Origin of the sequence: Paraburkholderia ribeironis (assembly GCF_900019265.1) — a bacterium.
In the GTDB taxonomy this organism is placed as follows: Bacteria; Pseudomonadota; Gammaproteobacteria; order Burkholderiales; family Burkholderiaceae; genus Paraburkholderia; species Paraburkholderia ribeironis.
Genome location: NZ_CYGX02000027.1, coordinates 202820 through 223574 on the forward strand (window position 1 = coordinate 202820; position 20755 = coordinate 223574).

The 20755-nt window shown below is 61.7% G+C and carries 21 protein-coding genes; 19 read left to right on the forward strand and 2 right to left on the reverse strand.

What is annotated here, in order from left to right:
- Positions 1-127 precede the first annotated feature (127 nt).
- From nuoE to BN2475_RS13965, 19 genes are all read left to right on the forward strand, one after another.
- A complete protein-coding gene (gene nuoE / locus BN2475_RS13875) occupies positions 128-613 on the forward strand; it encodes an NADH-quinone oxidoreductase subunit NuoE (RefSeq protein ID WP_094780077.1) in 486 nt (161 codons plus the stop codon).
- Positions 610-1938 carry an NADH-quinone oxidoreductase subunit NuoF gene (gene nuoF / locus BN2475_RS13880; protein WP_094780078.1) on the forward strand — a complete coding sequence of 443 codons (1329 nt, stop codon included), beginning with the start codon at positions 610-612 and terminating at the stop codon, positions 1936-1938. Before nuoE ends, nuoF begins: the two co-directional genes overlap by 4 nt.
- A gap of 123 nt (positions 1939-2061) precedes the next feature.
- Complete coding sequence (gene nuoG, locus BN2475_RS13885) at positions 2062-4395, forward strand: NADH-quinone oxidoreductase subunit NuoG (protein WP_094780079.1); 2334 nt, start codon at positions 2062-2064, stop codon at positions 4393-4395.
- A complete protein-coding gene (gene nuoH / locus BN2475_RS13890) occupies positions 4396-5460 on the forward strand; it encodes an NADH-quinone oxidoreductase subunit NuoH (protein ID WP_094780080.1) in 1065 nt (354 codons plus the stop codon).
- 15 nt (positions 5461-5475) lie between these two features.
- Positions 5476-5964 carry an NADH-quinone oxidoreductase subunit NuoI gene (nuoI, locus tag BN2475_RS13895; protein ID WP_094780081.1) on the forward strand — a complete coding sequence of 163 codons (489 nt, stop codon included), beginning with the start codon at positions 5476-5478 and terminating at the stop codon, positions 5962-5964.
- A gap of 203 nt (positions 5965-6167) precedes the next feature.
- Positions 6168-6854: an NADH-quinone oxidoreductase subunit J gene (locus BN2475_RS13900; RefSeq protein ID WP_094780082.1), complete on the forward strand. Its 687-nt coding sequence runs from the start codon at positions 6168-6170 to the stop codon at positions 6852-6854.
- 20 nt (positions 6855-6874) lie between these two features.
- On the forward strand, positions 6875-7180 hold the full coding sequence (gene nuoK / locus BN2475_RS13905) for an NADH-quinone oxidoreductase subunit NuoK (protein ID WP_094780083.1): 306 nt from the start codon (positions 6875-6877) through the stop codon (positions 7178-7180).
- Between the two features lie 17 nt (positions 7181-7197).
- The gene (gene nuoL / locus BN2475_RS13910; RefSeq protein WP_094780084.1) at positions 7198-9255 is read left to right on the forward strand and encodes an NADH-quinone oxidoreductase subunit L; all 2058 of its coding nucleotides are present in this window, start codon (positions 7198-7200) and stop codon (positions 9253-9255) included.
- 14 nt (positions 9256-9269) lie between these two features.
- A complete protein-coding gene (locus BN2475_RS13915; protein ID WP_094780085.1) occupies positions 9270-10760 on the forward strand; it encodes an NADH-quinone oxidoreductase subunit M in 1491 nt (496 codons plus the stop codon).
- A gap of 25 nt (positions 10761-10785) precedes the next feature.
- Positions 10786-12258 (forward strand): NADH-quinone oxidoreductase subunit NuoN, encoded by a 1473-nt coding sequence (nuoN, locus tag BN2475_RS13920; RefSeq protein ID WP_094780086.1) that lies wholly within the window; start codon positions 10786-10788, stop codon positions 12256-12258.
- Entirely contained in the window at positions 12258-12554 is a 297-nt protein-coding gene (locus tag BN2475_RS13925; RefSeq protein WP_094780087.1) for a DUF2818 family protein, read from the forward strand. Before nuoN ends, BN2475_RS13925 begins: the two co-directional genes overlap by 1 nt.
- Positions 12555-12597: 43 nt before the next feature.
- Positions 12598-13182 carry an NUDIX domain-containing protein gene (locus BN2475_RS13930; RefSeq protein ID WP_094780088.1) on the forward strand — a complete coding sequence of 195 codons (585 nt, stop codon included), beginning with the start codon at positions 12598-12600 and terminating at the stop codon, positions 13180-13182.
- 292 nt (positions 13183-13474) lie between these two features.
- Positions 13475-13720, forward strand: a complete 246-nt coding sequence (locus BN2475_RS13935) for a hypothetical protein (RefSeq protein ID WP_094780089.1) — start codon at positions 13475-13477, stop codon at positions 13718-13720.
- Between the two features lie 52 nt (positions 13721-13772).
- Positions 13773-14297, forward strand: coding sequence for a helix-turn-helix transcriptional regulator (locus tag BN2475_RS13940; protein WP_094780090.1), 525 nt, complete (start codon positions 13773-13775; stop codon positions 14295-14297).
- A 229-nt stretch (positions 14298-14526) separates the two neighbouring features.
- Positions 14527-14952, forward strand: coding sequence for a DUF1178 family protein (locus tag BN2475_RS13945; protein WP_094780091.1), 426 nt, complete (start codon positions 14527-14529; stop codon positions 14950-14952).
- A 48-nt stretch (positions 14953-15000) separates the two neighbouring features.
- Positions 15001-16197, forward strand: coding sequence for an acyl-CoA dehydrogenase family protein (locus tag BN2475_RS13950; RefSeq protein WP_094780092.1), 1197 nt, complete (start codon positions 15001-15003; stop codon positions 16195-16197).
- Positions 16198-16207: 10 nt separating this feature from the next.
- Positions 16208-17335 (forward strand): acyl-CoA dehydrogenase family protein, encoded by a 1128-nt coding sequence (locus BN2475_RS13955; protein WP_094780093.1) that lies wholly within the window; start codon positions 16208-16210, stop codon positions 17333-17335.
- Positions 17336-17548: 213 nt separating this feature from the next.
- Positions 17549-18007: a MaoC family dehydratase gene (locus tag BN2475_RS13960; RefSeq protein ID WP_094780094.1), complete on the forward strand. Its 459-nt coding sequence runs from the start codon at positions 17549-17551 to the stop codon at positions 18005-18007.
- Positions 18004-18504 (forward strand): MaoC family dehydratase, encoded by a 501-nt coding sequence (locus BN2475_RS13965; RefSeq protein WP_094780095.1) that lies wholly within the window; start codon positions 18004-18006, stop codon positions 18502-18504. Before BN2475_RS13960 ends, BN2475_RS13965 begins: the two co-directional genes overlap by 4 nt.
- A 101-nt stretch (positions 18505-18605) precedes the next feature.
- Here BN2475_RS13965 and BN2475_RS13970 read toward each other — a convergent pair whose 3' ends face one another.
- Together BN2475_RS13970 and BN2475_RS13975 are read right to left on the reverse strand one after the other, a co-directional pair.
- Positions 18606-19307, reverse strand: coding sequence for a glutathione S-transferase N-terminal domain-containing protein (locus BN2475_RS13970; RefSeq protein ID WP_094780096.1), 702 nt, complete (start codon positions 19305-19307; stop codon positions 18606-18608).
- Between the two features lie 173 nt (positions 19308-19480).
- Entirely contained in the window at positions 19481-20740 is a 1260-nt protein-coding gene (locus BN2475_RS13975) for an acyl-CoA dehydrogenase family protein (RefSeq protein ID WP_094780097.1), read from the reverse strand.
- Between the last annotated feature and the right edge of the window lie 15 nt (positions 20741-20755).

A 20755-nucleotide genomic window follows, 5' to 3' on the forward strand; every position in this document is an offset into this window, starting at 1 on the left:
TTCATCGGCGCGCGCCTCCCGATATTGCAGCGGGGTGCGCGTCAAGCAAAGGAACGCCGGGTCTGTCGCAGCATGATGTGAGCGACAGGTTTTCGTTCGGTAGGAATTGAAAGAGTCGTGTCTGAAAATGATCTCAGCTGAAGGCCTGAAAGAAATCGATCGTGCGATCGCGAAGTATCCCGCCGATCAGAAACAGTCCGCCGTGATGTCGGCGTTGGCCACTGCTCAGGAAGAGCATGGCTGGCTGTCGCCCGAACTCATGCAGTTCGTCGCGGACTATCTCGGCATGCCGGCCGTCGCCGTGCAGGAAGTGGCGACCTTCTACACGATGTACGAGACCGCGCCGGTCGGCAAGTACAAGATCACGCTCTGCACGAACCTGCCGTGTCAGCTCGGCCCGGACGGCGGCTCAGACAGCGCCGCTGAATATCTGAAGCAGAAGCTCGGCATCGACTTCGGCGAAACCACGCCCGACGGCAGGTTCACCCTGAAGGAAGGTGAGTGCATGGGTTCGTGCGGCGACGCGCCGGTGATGCTGGTGAACAACCATCGCATGTGCAGCTTCATGAGCCGCGCGAAGATCGACCAGCTGCTCGAGGAACTTTCGAAATGACGTCTTTACACGATCGTCACATCAAACCGCTGATTCTCGCCGGTCTGAACGGCGACAACTGGCATCTCGAAGACTACGTGGCGCGCGGCGGTTATGCCCAGCTGCGCCGCATTCTGGAAGAAAAGATTCCGCCCGAGCAGGTGATCGCCGACGTCAAAGCGTCGGGTCTGCGCGGCCGTGGCGGCGCGGGCTTTCCGACCGGTCTGAAGTGGAGCTTCATGCCGCGTCAGTTTCCGGGGCAGAAGTACCTGGTCTGCAATTCGGACGAAGGCGAACCGGGTACGTTCAAGGATCGCGACATCCTGCGCTTCAATCCGCACTCGCTGATCGAAGGCATGGCGATCGGCGCGTACGCGATGGGCATCACGGTTGGCTACAACTATATCCACGGCGAAATCTGGGAAGTCTACAAACGCTTTGAACAAGCGTTGGACGAAGCTCGCCGCGCCGGGTTCCTCGGCGAGAACATCATGGGTTCGGGCTTTTCGTTCGAGCTGCATGCGCACCACGGTTACGGCGCCTACATCTGCGGCGAGGAAACCGCGCTGCTCGAATCGATCGAAGGCAAGAAAGGCCAGCCGCGCTTCAAGCCGCCGTTCCCGGCGAGCTTCGGCGTGTACGGCAAGCCGACCACGATCAACAACACCGAGACGTTCGCCGCTGTGCCGTTCCTGCTCGCGGTCGGTGCGCAGAATTACCTCGAGATCGGCAAGCCGAACAATGGCGGCACGAAGATTTTCTCGGTTTCAGGCGACGTCGAGCGTCCGGGCAATTACGAAATTCCACTCGGCACGCCGTTCGCGAGGCTGATGGAACTGGCCGGTGGCATCCGCGGCGGCAAGAAGATCAAGGCCGTGATTCCTGGCGGTTCGTCGGCGCCGGTGATTCCGGGCGAGATGATGATGCAAACCGACATGGACTACGACTCGATCGCCAAGGCCGGCTCGATGCTCGGGTCGGGCGCGGTCATCGTGATGGACGAGACGCGTTGCATGGTGCGCTCGCTGCTGCGCCTGTCGTATTTCTACTATGAGGAATCGTGTGGTCAGTGCACGCCTTGCCGTGAAGGCACGGGCTGGCTGTACCGCGTCGTCCATCGTATCGAGCATGGGCTCGGCCGTCCGGAAGATCTGGATCTGCTGAACTCGGTCGCGGAAAACATCATGGGCCGCACCATTTGCGCGCTCGGCGACGCCGCGGCCATGCCGGTTCGCGGCATGCTCAAGCACTACTGGGACGAATTCGAATATCACGTTGCCCACAAGCATTGCCTCGTCGGCGGTCATGCCGGCGCGGCAGCGGCGTCGGAAACCGTGGCTGCCTGAGTTGGCCGAGCCGCCGACCAGATAAGCACCAGACGAACACGTCAACCGAGAAATTCATCGTCTGAAACGGGCGATGAACAGGCGAACGATTGAGCGGTAACAGGTTAAGGAAGATTGACCATCATGGTTGAACTTGAAATAGACGGCAAGAAGGTAGAGGTGCCTGAAGGCAGCATGGTGATCCAGGCTGCGCATAAGGTCGACACATACATTCCTCACTTCTGCTATCACAAGAAGCTGTCGATTGCGGCCAACTGCCGGATGTGTCTGGTCGATGTCGAAAAGATGCCGAAGGCCGTGCCCGCATGCGCGACGCCGGTATCGCCCGGCATGGTCGTGCGCACCAAGTCGGATAAGGCCGTGAAGGGCCAGCAAGCCGTGATGGAATTCCTGCTGATCAACCATCCGCTGGATTGCCCGATCTGCGACCAGGGTGGCGAATGCCAGTTGCAGGATCTGGCCGTGGGCTACGGCAAGTCGGCATCGCGCTATAGCGAAGAAAAGCGCGTGGTGTTCCACAAGAACGTGGGCCCGCTGATCTCGATGGAAGAAATGTCGCGCTGCATTCACTGCACGCGGTGCGTACGGTTCGGCCAGGAAGTGGCCGGCGTGATGGAACTCGGCATGCTGGGCCGCGGCGAGCATTCGGAAATCACTTCGTTCGTCGGCAAGACGGTCGACTCCGAACTGTCGGGCAACATGATCGACCTGTGCCCAGTCGGCGCGCTGACCAGCAAGCCGTTCCGCTACAGCGCCCGCACGTGGGAGCTGTCGCGCCGCAAGTCGGTGAGCCCGCACGATTCGGTCGGCGCGAACCTCGTGGTGCAAGTGAAGAACAATCGCGTGATGCGCGTTCTGCCGTTCGAAAACGAATCCATCAACGAATGCTGGATCTCGGACAAGGACCGCTTCTCGTACGAAGGCCTGAACAGCCCCGAGCGTTTGACTCAGCCGATGCTCAAGCAAGGCGGCAAGTGGGTCCCAACCGACTGGCAGACCGCGCTTGACTACGTGGCGAAGGGTCTGAAGGGCATCAAGGGCGACCATGGCGCGAACGCGCTGGCGGCGCTGGGCAGCGCTCACAGCACGGTCGAAGAACTGTTCCTGTTGAAGCAGCTGGCGCAAGCGGTCGGCACGCCTAACGTCGATTTCCGTCTGCGTCAGGCGGATTTCTCGGCGCCGGTCAATGGTGCGCCGTGGCTCGGCACGACGATCGCCGATCTGTCGAACGTCGACGCCGCATTGGTGATCGGTTCGGATCTGCGCCGCGATCATCCGCTGTTCGCCGCGCGTCTGCGGCAGGCGGCAAAGAGCGGCGCGAAGCTCACGCTCGTGCAAGCTAGCAACGAAGACGCACTGATTCCGCAAGCGCAGCGCGTGGTGGCGGCGCCATCGGCATGGCTCGACGCGCTCGCGGGTATCGCCGGCGCGATCTCGGAAGCCAACGGCGTCGCGTTGCCGGAGGCGTTTGCCGGCGCGCAGCCCACGGAGGCCAACAAACAGGTCGCCAAATCACTCGCCACCGGCGAGCGCCGCCTCGTGCTGCTCGGCAATGGCGTGGTCCGTCATCCGGACTTCGCGGTGCTGCATGCCGCCGCGCAGTGGATCGCGGACGCGACCGGCGCGACGCTCGGCTTCCTCTCGGAGGCGGCCAACACGGTCGGCGCGCACCTCGTGAACGCGCTGCCGGGCGTAGGCGGTCTGAACGCTCGCGAAGCGTTCGAGCAACCGCGCAAGGGTTATCTGCTGCTGAACGTCGAGCCGGAGTTCGACACGGCCCATCCGGCGCAGGCTCTGGCCGCGCTGAAGCAGGCCGAAATGGTCGTCGTGATGTCGCCGTTCCAGACGGGCGCCGACTACGCCGACGTGCTGCTGCCGATCGCACCGTTCACGGAAACGGCCGGTACTTTCGTCAACGCGGAAGGCACGGTGCAGACGTTCAACGGCGTCGTGCGTCCGCTCGGCGACACGCGTCCGGCATGGAAGGTGTTGCGCGTGCTGGGCAGCCTGCTCGGCGTGCCGGGCTTCGAATTCGACACGGCGGAAGAAGTGCGCACCGCAGCTTTGGGCGACGGTGAAATGAGCTCGCGCCTGTCGAACAGGACGGGCGTCGCGGTTGCACGTGGCAGGTCGGCGAAGGCAGCGGAAGGCAAGTTCGAGCGTATTGCGAACGTGCCGATCTATCATGCCGACGCGCTGGTGCGTCGCGCGGATTCGCTGCATCTCACTGCGGCGGCACGCGTGGCGAACTCGGCCGGTCTGCCGGCTGCGCTGTTCGACAAACTGGGTTTGAAAGAAGGCGACGCAGTGCGCGTGCGCCAGGGCGAGCAATCGGTGCAGTTGCCGGCCGTGCGCGACGCGAATCTTGCGGAGACGGTCGTCCGCGTATCGGCAGCCACGCCTGCCGGTGCAGCGCTGGGCAGCCTGTTCGGTGAACTGGTGGTGGAGAAGGCGTAAATGAGCTTGTTCGATACGATCAACTCGGGCGGCGCCCAGCTCCTCGGTGTGGCATGGCCCACGGTGTGGGCGCTGGTGCGCATCCTGGTGGTGGCTGTCGTGATCCTGCTGTGCGTGGCTTACCTGATTCTCTGGGAGCGTAAGCTGATCGGCTGGATGCACGTGCGTCTCGGCCCGAACCGCGTGGGTCCCGCAGGTCTCCTGCAGCCGATCGCCGACGTGCTGAAGCTGCTGCTCAAAGAAGTGATCCAGCCGGCTCAGGCAAGCCGCTGGATCTACCTCATCGCGCCGATCATGGTGGTGGTGCCGGCCTTCGCGGTCTGGGCGGTGATTCCGTTCCAGGCGGGCGCGGTGCTCGGCGATATCAACGCCGGTCTGCTGTACGCGATAGCGATTTCGTCGATCGGCGTGTACGGCGTGATTCTGGCCGGTTGGGCGTCGAACTCGAAGTACGCGTTCCTCGGCGCGATGCGCGCCGCGGCGCAGATGGTCTCCTACGAAATCTCGATGGGCTTCGCGCTCGTCGTCGTGCTGATGACGGCCGGCACGCTGAACCTGTCGGGCATCGTCGGTTCGCAGGAGCAAGGCTTCTTCGCGTCGCACGGCCTGAACTTCCTGTCGTGGAACTGGCTGCCGCTGCTGCCGATGTTCATCGTGTACTTCGTCTCGGGCATCGCCGAAACGAACCGTCACCCGTTCGACGTGGTGGAAGGGGAGTCGGAAATCGTCGCTGGCCACATGATCGATTACTCGGGTATGGCGTTCGCGCTGTTCTTCCTCGCCGAGTACATCAACATGATCGTGATCTCGGCGTTGGCGGCAACGCTGTTCCTCGGCGGCTGGAGTGCACCGTTCGGCTTCCTGTCGTTTATCCCGGGTGTCGTCTGGCTCGTCGCCAAGGTTTTCTTCCTGTTGTCGGTGTTCATCTGGGCGCGCGCCACGTTCCCGCGCTACCGCTATGACCAGATCATGCGTCTGGGCTGGAAGGTTTTCATTCCGGTCTGCGTGGTGTGGCTGGTGGTGGTCGGCTTCTGGATCATGTCGCCGTTGAACATCTGGAAATAAAGGGCGGATGAACTCATGACCGCAATCCAAAACTTTTTCAAGACCTTCTTCCTGACGGAACTGATCAAGGGCCTTGCACTGACCGGACGCTATGCGTTCCAGCGCAAGATCACAGTGCAGTTCCCGGAAGAGAAGACCCCGATCTCGCCGCGTTTTCGCGGCCTGCATGCACTGCGCCGCTATGAAAACGGCGAAGAGCGTTGCATTGCCTGCAAGCTGTGCGAAGCGGTGTGCCCGGCGCTCGCCATCACGATCGAATCGGAAACGCGGGCGGACAATACCCGTCGCACGACGCGCTACGACATCGACCTGACCAAGTGCATCTTCTGCGGTTTCTGCGAAGAAAGCTGCCCGGTCGATTCGATCGTCGAGACGCACATTCTCGAGTATCACGGCGAGAAGCGCGGCGACCTGTACTTCACGAAGGAAATGCTGCTGGCCGTCGGCGATCGCTACGAAGCGGAGATCGCTGCGAACAAGGCAGCCGACGCACCGTATCGTTGAAGCGCTTTCCCGTTGAGACGGTAAAAGCGGCAGTAAATGCAGCACTAAAAGCAGTAACACGGCCTGTTGTCGGGCCGAACGCCGCGGCCTGACGCCGCGGCACGGCGCACCTGTGCGACGGTTCTGGCGGTTTCGCCCGCTTTTGCTAACCACGCGTGCCAAAGAACAATGCCTGACGATGGCCTAACGATGAACCGGTAATCATGGAATTCACGACCGTACTGTTCTACATCTTCGCGCTGCTCCTGGTTGTTTCGGGGCTGAAGGTGATCACCTCGCGCAACCCGGTGGCGTGCGCACTGTTTCTCGTGCTGGCGTTCTTCAATGCAGCGGCGATCTGGATGCTGCTGGAGGCCGAGTTCCTTGCGATCCTGCTGGTGCTGGTCTACGTCGGCGCGGTGATGGTGCTGTTCCTGTTCGTCGTGATGATGCTGGACATCAATCTCGACGTGCTGCGCAAAGACTTCAAACGCTTCGTGCCGATGGCCACGGCGGTGGGCGCGATCATCGTGATCGAAACCGCGCTAATCCTGTGGCACGGCTACGGCGCGACCAGCACGGCGCTGCGTGACACCGCGTCGGCCGCGAACGGCATGGGCGACTGGTCGAACACCCGCCTGATCGGCAAGGTCATCTACACCGACTACATCTTCGCGTTCGAAATTGCCGGCCTCGTGCTGCTGGTGGCGATCATCGCGGCGATCGCGCTGACCACGAGCCACAAGAAAGACAGCAAGCGCCAGAACGTCAGCGAGCAGGTCAAGGTGCGCGCTCAGGACCGTGTGCGCGTGGTGAAGATGGCGTCGGAAAAAACCGCGGCAACCGTCGCGGCAGAAGAAGCCGCCGCAGCGGCAGCAGCGGCCGACTCGGCCTCTGCTAAAAACAGCTGAGCGGACAGGAGATAGAAATCATGTTGACCCTTGCTCATTACCTTGTCCTCGGCGCGATCCTGTTTGCGATCAGCATCGTCGGCATTTTCCTGAACCGCCGCAACGTCCTCATCATCCTGATGGCGATCGAGCTGATGCTGCTCGCAGTGAACACCAATTTCGTCGCGTTCTCGCATTACCTCGGCGACGTGCATGGCCAGGTCTTCGTCTTCTTCGTGCTGACGGTCGCAGCAGCGGAAGCGGCAATCGGCCTCGCAATTCTGGTGACCCTGTTCCGTAGTCTCGACACGATCAATGTCGAGGATCTCGATCAGCTCAAAGGTTAATTTCAGGAAAAGCGGTTATGTCCACGATACTCAATGAAAACCTGTTGTTGGCAATTGCGCTGGCACCGCTCGCCGGTTCCCTGATTGCAGGACTGTTCGGTAAAGCGGTAGGGCGAGCCGGTGCGCATTCGGTCACGATCCTCGGCGTCACGATCTCGTTCATCCTGTCGGTCATCGTGTTCTTCCAGGTCATGGACGGCGCGAGCTTCAACGCAACCGTTTATCAATGGATGACGATCGGCAAGACGCAGTTCGAAGTCGGCTTCCTGGTCGACTCGCTCACCGCGATGATGATGTGCGTGGTGACCTTCGTGTCGCTGATGGTGCACATCTACACGATCGGCTACATGGCCGACGACGACGGCTACCAGCGCTTCTTCTCGTACATCTCGCTGTTCACGTTCTCGATGTTGATGCTCGTGATGAGCAACAATTTCCTGCAGCTGTTCTTCGGCTGGGAAGCGGTGGGTCTGGTGTCGTATCTGCTGATCGGCTTCTACTTCACGCGCCCGAGCGCGATCTACGCGAACATGAAGGCGTTCATCGTGAACCGCGTCGGCGACTTCGGCTTCCTGCTGGGTATCGGCCTGCTGTTCGCGTTCGCCGGTTCGATGAACTACGGCGAGGTTTTCGCGAAGCGCACGGAACTCGCGGCTTTGAGCTTCCCCGGTACGGATTGGGGTCTGCTGACGGTGGCCTGCATCTGCCTGTTCATCGGCGCGATGGGTAAGTCCGCGCAGTTCCCGCTGCACGTCTGGCTGCCGGATTCGATGGAAGGCCCGACACCGATTTCCGCACTGATTCACGCGGCAACCATGGTGACGGCCGGTATCTTCATGGTCACGCGCATGTCGCCGCTGTTCGAACTGTCGGATGCGACGCTGTCGTTCATCACGGTCATCGGTGCAATTACCGCGCTGTTCATGGGTTTCCTCGGGATCGTCCAGAACGACATCAAACGCGTGGTGGCTTACTCCACGTTGTCGCAGCTCGGTTACATGACCGTCGCGCTTGGCGTGTCGGCTTACCCGGTCGCCGTGTTCCACCTGACGACGCACGCGTTCTTCAAGGCGCTGCTGTTCCTCGGCGCGGGTTCGGTGATCATCGGCATGCACCACGATCAGGACATGCGCAACATGGGCGGCCTGCGCAAGTACATGCCGATCACGTGGATCACGTCGCTGATCGGTTCGCTGGCGCTGATCGGTACGCCGTTCTTCTCGGGCTTCTATTCGAAAGATTCGATCATCGACGCGGTGAAGCTGTCGCATCTGCCCGGTTCGGGTTTCGCGTACTTCGCGGTGGTGGCGAGCGTATTCGTCACTGCGCTGTATTCGTTCCGCATGTACTTCATGGTGTTCCACGGCAAGGAGCGCTTCCGCGATCCGAAGCATCCGGAGTCGCCGATGGGCGCGGAAGCTGCGTCCCACGCGCATGGTGCACATGGTCATGGCCACGGTCACGACGACCACGCTCACGAACCGCACGAAACTCCGTGGGTGGTGTGGTTGCCGCTGGTGCTGCTGGCGATTCCTTCGGTGGTGATCGGTGCGATCGCGATCGGTCCGATGCTGTTCGGCGACTTCTTCCAGCATGGCGTGGCGTTCGACAAGGTGATCTACATCTCCGAAAACCATCCGGCGCTGCATGAGATGGCCGAAGAGTTCCAGGGCTGGGCGTCGATGGGGCTGCATTCGGTTGCGGGCCTGCCGGTCTGGCTGGCGCTCGCGGGCGTGGTGGTCGCCTGGTTCCTGTACCTGGTGCGCCCGGACCTGCCGGCTGTGATCAAGCGTGCATTCGGTCCGATCTACACGTTGCTCGACAACAAGTACTACATGGACAAGATCAACGAAGTCGTGTTTGCGCGGGGCGCCGTGGCAATTGGCCGTGGTCTCTGGAAGGAAGGCGACGTCGTCGTGATCGACGGTATCGTCAACGGCAGCGCACGCTTTATCGGCTGGTTTGCCAGCGTGATCCGCTTCCTCCAATCCGGCTACATCTACCACTACGCGTTCGCCATGATTATCGGCATGTTGGGGCTCCTGACCCTGTTTGTAACGCTCGGCGGCAAATAAGGCGAGGGACACTAATGCACGCTTATCCGATTCTCAGTATCGCGATCTGGTTACCGATCCTCTTCGGTCTCCTGGTACTCGCCATCGGCTCCGACCGGAACCCGGCTCCCGCGCGCTGGATCGCGCTGATCGGCTCGGTTGCCAGCTTCATCGTGACGATCCCGCTGATCACCAGCTTCGATCCGGGCACCGCCGATCTGCAGTTCGTCGAGCAGGGCACCTGGATCGAACGCTTCCACATCATGTACCACCTCGGTGTCGACGGCATCTCGATGTGGTTCGTCGTGTTGACCGCATTGATCACGGTGATCGTCGTGATCTCCGCGTGGGAAGTGATCACGAAGAACGTCGCGCAGTACATGGCGGCGTTCCTGATCCTGTCGGGCATCATGGTCGGCGTGTTCAGCGCGGCCGACGGCATGCTGTTCTACGTGTTCTTCGAAGCGACGCTGATTCCGATGTACATCATCATCGGCGTGTGGGGCGGGGCGAACCGCGTGTACGCGGCGTTCAAGTTCTTCCTGTACACGCTGGCCGGCTCGCTGCTGATGCTGGTTGCGTTGCTCTACCTGTACATCGAAACCGGTTCGTTCGACCTCGCCATGTGGCAGCACACGCAGATCGCGATGACGCCTCAGGTGCTGCTATTCATCGCGTTTTTCCTGGCGTTCGCCGTGAAGGTGCCGATGTGGCCGGTGCACACGTGGTTGCCTGACGCTCACGTGGAAGCGCCGACCGGCGGCTCGGTCGTGCTGGCCGCGATCATGCTGAAGCTTGGCGCGTACGGTTTCCTGCGTTTTTCGCTGCCGATCACGCCGGACGCGAGCCACTTTCTGGCGCCGGTCGTCATCGCGCTGTCGCTGATCGCGGTGATCTACATCGGCCTCGTCGCGATGGTGCAGGCCGACATGAAGAAGCTGGTCGCGTATTCGTCGATCGCGCACATGGGGTTCGTCACGCTCGGCTTCTTCATCTTCAATCAACTCGGCGCGGAAGGTGCGATCGTGCAGATGATCTCGCACGGTTTCGTGTCGGGCGCGATGTTCCTTAGCATCGGCGTGCTGTACGACCGTATGCACTCGCGACAGATCGCCGATTACGGCGGCGTCGTCAACGTCATGCCGAAGTTCGCGGCGTTCATGATGCTGTTCGCGATGGCCAATTGCGGCTTGCCGGGCACCTCCGGGTTCGTCGGCGAGTTCATGGTGATTCTGGCCGCTGTCCAGCACAACTTCTGGATCGCGAGCGGTGCGGCGGTCACGCTGATTCTCGGCGCGGCCTATACGCTGTGGATGTACAAGCGTGTGTACTTCGGCGCGACCGCCAACGATCACGTGAAGAGCCTGCTCGACATCAACCGCCGCGAATTTTTCATGCTGGCAGTGCTCGCCGCACTGACGCTGTTCATGGGCCTGTATCCGAAGCCCTTTACCGATGTGATGCACGTATCCGTGGAAAACCTCCTCTCCCACGTTGCGCAGTCGAAGCTGCCGTTGCCTCAGTAACGCCGAGCGGAGGAATTTAAAGACCATGCAAAACGCCCCTATGACTGCTCTGTTGCCCGACGCACTGGTGATGTTCGCCATTGTGATCGCGTGGCTCAACGACACGTTCGTCGGCCAGACCGGTCGCCGTACCACCTATCTCATCGCGTTCTGGTCGTCGCTGGTCGCAGGCGTCTGGTTCGCGATCAACGCGTTCGACCCGCAAGTGCACTACTTCTTCGATCACATGTACGTGGTCGACCCGTTCGCCAACCTGATGAAGGCTGTGGTGACGCTTGGCTACGCCGTGAAGGTCGTTTATTCGCGCCGTTACCTCGATGATCGCGGGATGTTCCGCGGCGATTTCTTCCTGCTGGGCATGTTCGCGTTGCTCGGCCAGCTCGTGATGATCTCGGGCAACAACTTCCTGACGCTGTATCTCGGTCTGGAACTGATGTCGCTGTCGCTGTACGCGGTGATCGCGTTGCGTCGCGACGAGGCGCCGTCGAACGAAGCCGCGATGAAGTACTACGTGCTTGGCGCGCTGGCTTCCGGCTTCCTGCTGTACGGTATCTCGATGCTGTACGGCGCGACCGGCTCGCTCGACCTGAACGAAGTGTTCAAGGCGGTCGGCACGAGCCACTACGATCCGGGCGTGCTGCTGTTCGGCGTGATCTTCATCGTGGCGGGTGTGGCGTTCAAGATGGGTGCGGTGCCGTTCCACATGTGGGTGCCTGACGTGTATCAAGGTGCCCCGACGGCGATGACGCTGCTGGTCGGCGGCGGCCCGAAGGTCGCGGCATTCGCGTGGGGCCTGCGCTTCCTCGTAATGGGCTTGCTGCCGCTCGCGGTCGAATGGCAGCAGATGCTGGTGATTCTGGCGGCGCTGTCGCTGATCGTCGGCAACATCACCGGTATCGTGCAGCGCAACGTCAAGCGCATGCTCGCGTACTCGGCGATCTCGAACATGGGCTTCGTGCTGCTGGGCCTGCTGGCAGGCGTGGTCGACCAGAAGACCACGGGCGCGGCCAGCGCGTACGGCTCGGCGATGTTCTACAGCATCGTCTACCTGATCACGACGCTCGGCACCTTCGGCGTCATCATGCTGCTGGCACGCCGCGATTTTGAGGCGGACACGCTCGAAGATTTCAAGGGTCTGAATCAACGCAGCCCGGTGTTCGCGTTCGTGATGATGATCATGATGTTCTCGCTCGCCGGCATTCCGCCCGCAGTCGGCTTCTACGCGAAGCTCGCGGTGCTGCAGGCGACCATGAACGCAGGGTTGACCTGGCTCACGGTGCTGGCGGTGATCACGTCGCTGTTCGGCGCGTTCTACTACCTGCGTATCGTCAAGCTGATGTATTTCGACGAGCCGCAAGACAAGTCGGTGATCGTCGCCGACACCGGCACGCGCGCGTTGCTCGCGGCCAATGGCGTCGTGGTGCTGGTGCTCGGTATCGTGCCGGATCCGCTGTTGCGTGCCTGCTTGCAGGCTATCCAGCACACGCTGCTGCTCTGATGTCGGCAGCGGGTTGGTTTATCGTGCTGTTGGCGCTGGTTGGCGCCAACCTGCCGTTCGTGAATCAGCGCCTGTTCGCCGCCGTGCCATTGAAAGCGGCGAAGAAGAGTGCGTGGATCCGCATCGCCGAATTGATCGTGCTGTACTTCGTGGTCGGCGCACTCGGTTTTCTGCTCGAAGCGCGAGCCGGGAACCGCTTCGAACAGGGCTGGCAGTTCTACGCGATCACGTTCGCGCTGTTCGTCGTGTTCGCCTTCCCTGGCTTTACCTTCCAATATCTCGTCAAACGCCGCTGACGGCGTCTCGCCGTCGCGCACCAAGCTGTTCCGAGGTCCGCATATGGCTGAAGTTCCCAATCACGACGACGCGCTGACCGAGACTTGCATCGACAGCAAGACGGTGCATCAAGGGCCGTTTCTGACGGTGAAGTGCGACACCGTTCGCCTGCCGGATGGCAAGCACGCGACCCGCGAATACGTTCAGCATCCAGGCGCCGTGATGGTGATTCCGTTGTTCGACGACGGCCGCGTGTTGCTGGAAAGCCAGTATCGCTATCCGATGGGCAAGGTCATGGTCGAGTATCCGGCCGGCAAGCTCGATCCGAACGAAGGCGCGCTGTCCTGCGCGGTGCGCGAGATGCGCGAGGAAACCGGCTATACCGCGCGTGAGTACGTGTATCTGACGCGAGTTCACCCGATCATTTCCTACTCCACCGAGTTCATCGATATTTATCTCGCACGCGGTCTGACTGCGGGCGAGCGTAACCTGGACGACGGCGAGTTTCTGGAGCTCTTCACGGCGACGGTGGCGGAGGTGTCCGAATGGGTGCGTACCGGCAAGATCACCGACGTGAAGACGATCATCGGCACGTTCTGGCTGGAGAAGGTATTGTCGGGCGCATGGCCGATGGCGGCGCCGCAGTAGCGCGCTCGGGCGCGCGGCGCGCAACTGATCAGGCTCTGTAAGAAAGCCCCTGTTGGTCGATGACCGGCAGGGGCTTTGTCATTGCGAGCGTCTTAAAAAAGATGTCTTGGTCCTATGCCATCCGGCAGGCTCCCGGTGCGGTTGTTGTAAGGCTAGTATGAATCTCCGGTTGTGGCGTTTGCGATCCATTTATTTCGGATAACGAATGATATGCATCGGAGTACATTTCAGGCGAATTGGCAAAGTTGTCACTTGACAACCTGGTTTCCGCCAGCTAAATTGGAGGGTATCAATGGCCCGAGGAAGTCACGCCAAGAAAGAGATCGAGGCGGCGTTGGTCTATGCGGAGAAGAACGGTTGGCGCGTTCAAAGCGGCGGCAAAGGCCACGCTTGGGGAAAAATTTACTGTCCTTACAACGACGCGGAATGTCGTTGCGGAGAGTTTTGCATATCGAGTGTCTGGAGTACGCCGAAAAATCCCGGCAACCACGCAAAACACTTGCGGCGCATTGTCGACAATTGCACGGCTCGCCGGTAACGCGGCCGTGACCGGCTGAAGTTCGGGGCTGGCTAAAGGTAGGAGGTAGTGTATGGAATATGTGTTCACATTGAAGTACCGGCTCTCTGCGGAAGATTGCGATTCCGACGAGATCGTCGAGCGTCTGGGCGAAGCCGGGTGCGACGACGCCACCGTGGGCGTCGGGCAACCGGGCCGCATCGCGCTGCTCTTTTCTCGCGAAGCGGAGTCCGCGTTCGAGGCTCTGGTCAGCGCACTCAAAGATGTCAAAAGTGCAGTGCCGTCCGCGCGCCTTGTCGAGGCGGGTCCCGATTTCGTCGGCCTCACCGATGTCGCCGAGCTCGCCGGCGTGTCGCGACAAAACATGCGCAAGCTGATGCTGAGCCACGCAATCGACTTCCCGGCGCCGATCCACGAGGGCAGTGCATCGGTGTGGCATCTGTCTGACATTCTTGATTGGCTCACCGAGCGTGGCGGGTATGACATCAAGGCGGACGTGATAGCTGTCGCCAAATCTGCGAAGCAGATCAACCTTGCGCGGGAAGCGCGTGAACTCGAACCGCGCCTTAACCGCCAGCTCGAAAGTCTCGTCGCATAGAATAGAAGAGCGCGGGCTCGATACGATCGGCGAACCCCTTCAACGTCCGGGCCAGCGCCGCTCATGCGCCGGATACCTTCGGCAGCCGTTTGCGCAAAGCGTTAAAATCGCGCACCGCGTCCGATTTCTCAGCGGTGCATAGCATCCGCGCGTCGTCGGTGAAAAATTACGAACGACCGTTCACAAAATTCCGTTTTGCGCTAAACTGGCACGCAAGCCCTGATTCCACATGAAGGTCCTCGATTTACAGTGTCCGCATGGCCATCGGTTCGAAGGCTGGTTCGCTTCGGCTGATGACTTCGAATCGCAGCAGTCCCGCAAGCTCGTCGAATGTCCGATCTGCGGTGCGAACGAAGTAAGCCGTTTGCCGTCGGCACCGCGCCTGAATCTCTCCGGTGCGACCGATACGCAGGTACCGGCGGGCGCGCGGGAGATGCAGGCGCGTGTGATGCGCGCATTGCGCGAGGTACTGGAAAAGACCGAGAACGTGGGCGACCGCTTCGCCGAGGAAGCGCGGCGCATTCATTACAACGAAGCGCCCGCACGCAATATTCGCGGTGTCACGACACCGGAGGATGCGCTCGCCTTGGTCGAAGAAGGCATCGAAGTGATGCCGCTGCCGGTCCCGGCTGCCCTGAAGGAACCGCTGCAATAGCGCAGTGGCTCCCTGGCGCCAGGCGGTTGCGGCCAGGAGACACTACGCATGAATCTTGACTACTCCCCCGCTGACGACGCGTTCCGCGCCGACATCCGCGCCTGGCTCGAAGCGAATCTGCCTCGCGAGCTAAGCGACAAAGTACTCAATCACAAGCGTCTCGCCCGCGAAGACTTCGCGAGCTGGCACAAGCTGCTCGGCACGCGCGGCTGGTCGGCGATCGCGTGGCCGCGAGAATATGGCGGTCCAGGCTGGGACGCGACCCAACGGCATATCTGGGAAGAAGAATGGGCGCGTATCGGCGCGCCGTCCGTGCTGCCTTTCGGTGTGTCGATGGTAGCGCCGGTGCTGATGAAATACGCCAGCGAGGCGCAAAAGCGCCATTATTTGCCGCGTATCCTCGACGGCACCGACTGGTGGTGCCAAGGCTATTCCGAGCCGGGTTCCGGTTCCGATCTGGCTTCGCTGCGCACACGCGCCGAGCGCGTCGGCGACCATTACGTGGTCAACGGCCAGAAAACCTGGACCACGCTGGGTCAGTACGCCGACATGATGTTCTGCCTCGTGCGCACCGATAGTGGCGCCAAGAAGCAGGAGGGCATCTCGTTCCTGCTGATCGACATGAAAACGCCGGGCATCACCGTGCGGCCGATCATCACGCTCGATGAAGATCACGAAGTCAACGAAGTGTTTTTCGAAGACGCGAAAGTGCCGGTCGAGAATCTGGTCGGCGAAGAGAATCGCGGCTGGACATACGCGAAATACCTGCTCGGCCACGAGCGCACTGGCATCGCGCGCGTCGGCGCTTCGAAACGCGAACTCGTTTTCCTGAAGCGTCTCGCGCTGAATCAGAAAAAGAACGGCAAACCGCTGCTGCAAGATCCGGTGTTCGCCGCGAAGGTTGCGAGTCTTGAGATCGAGTTGATGGCGCTTGAAGTCACCGTGCAACGCGTGGTCGCCAATGAGACTGGCGGACGCGGGCCGGGGCCGGAGGCGTCGATGCTGAAAATCAAGGGTACGGAAGTGCAGCAGGCGCTGACCGAACTGATGTTCGAAGCCGTTGGGCCGCTCGCCGCACCGTTCGACGTGCCGTTCCTCGAAGGCGAACGCGCGCATAGTCTGGCCGGCGACGACGATGCCGCGCCGCTGGCCGCGTACTACTTCAACTTCCGCAAGACGTCGATTTACGGCGGCTCGAACGAAATTCAAAAGAACATCATCGCGCAGATGATTCTCGGACTTTGAGGAGCGGCGCATGGACTTCACTTTCAACGACGAACAACAGCAATTCGCTGACGCGCTGCGCCGCTATCTGGACAAGAGCTACGGTTTCGAAGCGCGTCAGGCGATCGTGCGATCGGAATCCGGCGTGTCGGATACGCATTGGGCAGCTTTCACCGAGCTGGGGCTGACCGCGTTGCCGGTGCCGCAGGCGCAGGGCGGCTTCAGCGGCGGCCCGATCGACATGCTGGTGGTCATGCAGGAGCTCGGCCGTGCGCTGGTCGTCGAGCCGTATTGGGCGACGGCGGTCGGTATCGAGGCGCTACGCATCTCCGGTACGGGTCAGGGCGAGGACGCGGCATTGCTCGAACGCGCAGCGCAGGGCGAGAGCCGGCTCGCCGTGGCGTTTCACGAGCCGCACGCGCGCTACGATCTGTTCGAGCTCGCAACGACCGCGCGTGGAGAGGGCGATCGGCAGACACTGACTGGCACCAAGTCGGTAGTGCTGCATGGCGCGCAAGCGGATCACTGGATCGTGCCGGCCCGGTTGAGTGGCGAGCTCGCGCTCTTTGTCGTGGCGCGCGATGCAAGCGGCGTGAAGGTCACGGATTACCGCACGATCGACGGCCAACGCGCGGCGACGCTCGAATTCAACGGCACGCCCGCGCGCCGGCTTGGTGGCCAACACGCCGGTGCGGCGGCGCTCGAGCATATTGCCGACTACGGCACGTTGCTGCTGTGCGCGGAAGCAATCGGCGCGCTCGACGCGCTGAATGCCGCCACGGTCGACTACACCAAAACGCGTCAGCAGTTCGGCCAGCCGATCGCACGCTTCCAGGCGTTGCAGCACCGCATGGTCGAAATGCTGATCCACGCCGAGCAGGCGCGTTCGATCACCTACCTCGCGGCGATGCGTTACACCAGTGAGAATGCCGACGAGCGTCGCCGCGCAGTCTCCGCGGCGAAGGTTCGGGTCGGGCAGGCGGCACGTTTCGTCGGTCAGCAGGCGGTTCAGTTGCACGGCGGCATGGGCGTCACGAACGAGGTGGCGGCGGCGCATCTGTTCAAACGTCTCGCCATCATCGAAACCACGCTGGGCGACGTCGATCACCATCTCGCGCGCTTCGCCGCGCTGCCCGGCTTTGTCGCGACCGAAGCCTGACAGCCCGTTCAAGCGGATAACAGCAACCATGTTGCATGGGACCAGAGTAGGTGCTTTGCATGGGACCAGAGTAAGCGCTGAAGCGCTAACTCTGGCCGACAGCTGAAGCGCTTACTCTGGCCGACAGCTAAAGCGCCAACTCTGGTCGACAGCTTTGCATGGGATGGGAGTAAGTGCTGAAGCACTAACTCCCATCGACAAAGGAGATGAACCATGGGGTTCAGTTTCGAGGACATGGTGGCCGGCACGACCACTGAAGTCGGCAAGCACACGTTCACGCGCGAAGAGATCGTCGAGTTCGCGCAGAAGTTCGACCCGCAGCCGTTTCATCTCGACGAAGCCGCGGCCGCCGAGTCGCCATTTCGCGGACTGGTGGCGAGCGGCTGGCATACCTGTTCGGTAATGATGGGCATGCTGGTGCGCAACGTGCTCGCGGGCTCCACGTCGATGGGCTCGCCTGGTATCGACGAGATTCGCTGGTTGAAGCCGGTGCGCGTGGGCGACACGATCACGATGATGAACGTCGTGGTCGACAAGCGCGTGTCGGAGAGCAAGCCGGATCGCGGCATCGTGTCGACCCGCTGGGAGGGGCTCAATCAGCACGGCGAAACGGTGATCACGGTGCGCTCGAAGGGCATGTTCGGCTTGCGCAATCCGGGAGCCGCATCATGACGAGTGGCGCGGCGGTTAGCGTAACGGACAGCGCGGCGCCGGTCGCGACGTTCGGCAGTGCGGCGGCGTTGCGTGCGCGGGTCGGCGCAGAGCCGCTAGTCAGCGAGTGGTTGACGGTCGATCAGGCCAAAGTCGATCGCTTCGCCGAGGCTACCGGCGATCATCAATGGATTCATGTCGACCCGGAGCGGGCCCGCCGCGAGTCGCCGTTCGGCGGTCCGGTCGCGCATGGCTTCCTGACGCTGTCGTTGATTCCGGCGCTGCTGGGCAAGACGGTCGTGCTCGAACAGCGCATGGGCGTCAACTACGGATTGAATCGCGTGCGGTTTACGTCGCCGGTACCGGTCGGCTCGCAGTTGCGCGCGAAATTCGCGGTGGAGTCTGTCGAAGATATCGACAACGCCGGCGCGCAGGTCGTGTGGGCGGTGACGGTGGAACGCCAGGGCAGCGACCGGCCAGTGTGTGTCGCGGAGTTCATCACGCGGCATTACTTCTAACGGCCTGGCGCCTGCGCGTCGAGAAAAACGCGAGCGGCATGTATGCCGGCTCGCGTTTTTTCGTGGCAATGGCCAAGGCCAGTACCGTTGACGCGGCGAATCTAATGTTTCGCGTATTGCGTCGCACCGAACAGCACTTCCCTGGCCTTGTCGTCCATCAGTGGCACGCGTGCGGACGCCAGCACTTCGACGCCACGTATCACGGCAGGCCGCGCGGCAATCTCTTCGTGCCAGCGTTGCACATTCGCAAACGTATCGAGTTCGATACCCTGGTTTTTCCACGAACGTGTCCACGGAAACGCAGCGATGTCCGCGATCGTATAGTCGTTGCCCGCGAGGTAGCGCGTCCTGCCGAGTTGCATGTCCATCACGCCATACAGACGCCGCGCCTCGTTGGTATAACGATTGATCGCGTATTCGATCGGCTCGGGCGCATAGACGCGGAAATGGTGTGTTTGCCCGAGCATCGGACCCAGCCCGCCCATCTGGAACATCAGCCATTGCAGCACGGCATAACGCGCGGCTGGATCGGTTGGCAGAAATTTGCCGGTTTTCTCGGCGAGATAAATCAGGATCGCGCCCGACTCGAACAATGCGAATGGCCGTCCGTCAGCGCCTTTGGGGCCTTCGGGATCGACGATCGCGGGGATCTTGTTGTTCGGACTGATCGCGAGAAACTCTGGTGTGAACTGGTCACCCGCACCAATGTTCACACCGTGCACGGCGTAGGCGAGGCCTGTCTCCTCGAGCATGATGTGAACCTTGTGTCCGTTCGGGGTCGCCCAGCTATAGACATCGATCATCCTGGCTCCTTGTTCGTGAAAACGGCGCCGAAAGATGGCCGCCGCGATTGACGAAAAATTAGAGCATAGATCTGACGATGCTGCTGGCGGCGCCGTGAGCCACGCGCGATAGCGCGACTCCGGCGTCGCGCGCCGCTTTCAGTCCAGCATGCGCCGACCCACGCCGACACCCTTTAAAAACGTGTGACCGGCATCTCCACGCGAGCCGCCGCGCCGGCATCCATGTGGCGCGCGAGTTCGAGCTTGGCGATCGCATTACGGTGGACTTCATCAGGGCCATCGGCGAAACGCAGCGTGCGTGCCGACGCGTAGGCATACGCGAGCGGGAAGTCGTCGCTGACGCCGCCGCCGCCGTGCGCCTGGATCGCCCAATCGATCACCTGACACGCCATGTTCGGTGCGACCACCTTGATCATCGCGATCTCGCCGCGTGCCCCCTTGTTGCCGACGGTGTCCATCATGTACGCGGTCTTCAGCGTCAGAAGCCGCGCCTGCTCGATCATGCAGCGCGCCTCGGCGAGACGCTCCTGCGTGACGCCTTGCGCGGCGACCGGCTTGCCGAATGCGACGCGCTGCAGCGAGCGCTTCGCCATCAGTTCGAGCGCGCGCTCGGCGAGGCCGATCAAGCGCATGCAGTGGTGGATGCGCCCCGGTCCGAGGCGGCCTTGCGCGATCTCGAAGCCGCGGCCTTCGCCGAGCAGCATGTTGGTGGCGGGCACGCGCACGTTGTCGAGCGTGATTTCCATGTGACCGTGCGGTGCGTCGTCGTAACCGAACACGGTGAGCGGGCGGTGCACCGTGATGCCGGTGGCATCGGCAGGGACCAGGATCATCGACTGCTGTTGATGACGCGGTGCCTCGGGATCGGTCTTGCCCATCACGATGTAGACCTTGCAGCGCGGATCGCCCGCGCCAGACGACCACCACTTGTGGCCGTTGATCACGTAGTAGTCGCCATCGCGCACGATGCTGGTCTGGATATTGGTCGCATCCGACGACGCCACTTCCGGCTCCGTCATCAGGAACGCCGAACGTATCTGGCCTTGCAGCAGTGGTTCGAGCCACTCGCGCTTGTTGTCTTCGCTGCCGTAGCGCTCGATCGTTTCCATGTTGCCGGTGTCGGGCGCGTTGCAGTTGAACACCTCGGGCGCCCAGGGCACGCGGCCCATGATCTCGCACAGCGGCGCGTATTCCAGATTCGTCAGTCCGGCGCCGCGTGTGGAATCAGGCAGGAACAGGTTCCACAGGCCGGCGTCGCGCGCCTTCTGTTTGAGTTGCTCGACCAGTTCCGTCGGCAGCCATGCATTGCCGCTCTGGCGATTGCGTGCAATCTCTGCGTAGAACGCGTGCTCGTTCGGATAGATGTGCTCGTCGAAGAAGGCGAGCAGTTTCTCGCGCAACGCCTGAACCTTCGGGGTGTAATCGAAATTCATCTGGGACCTCGCGGA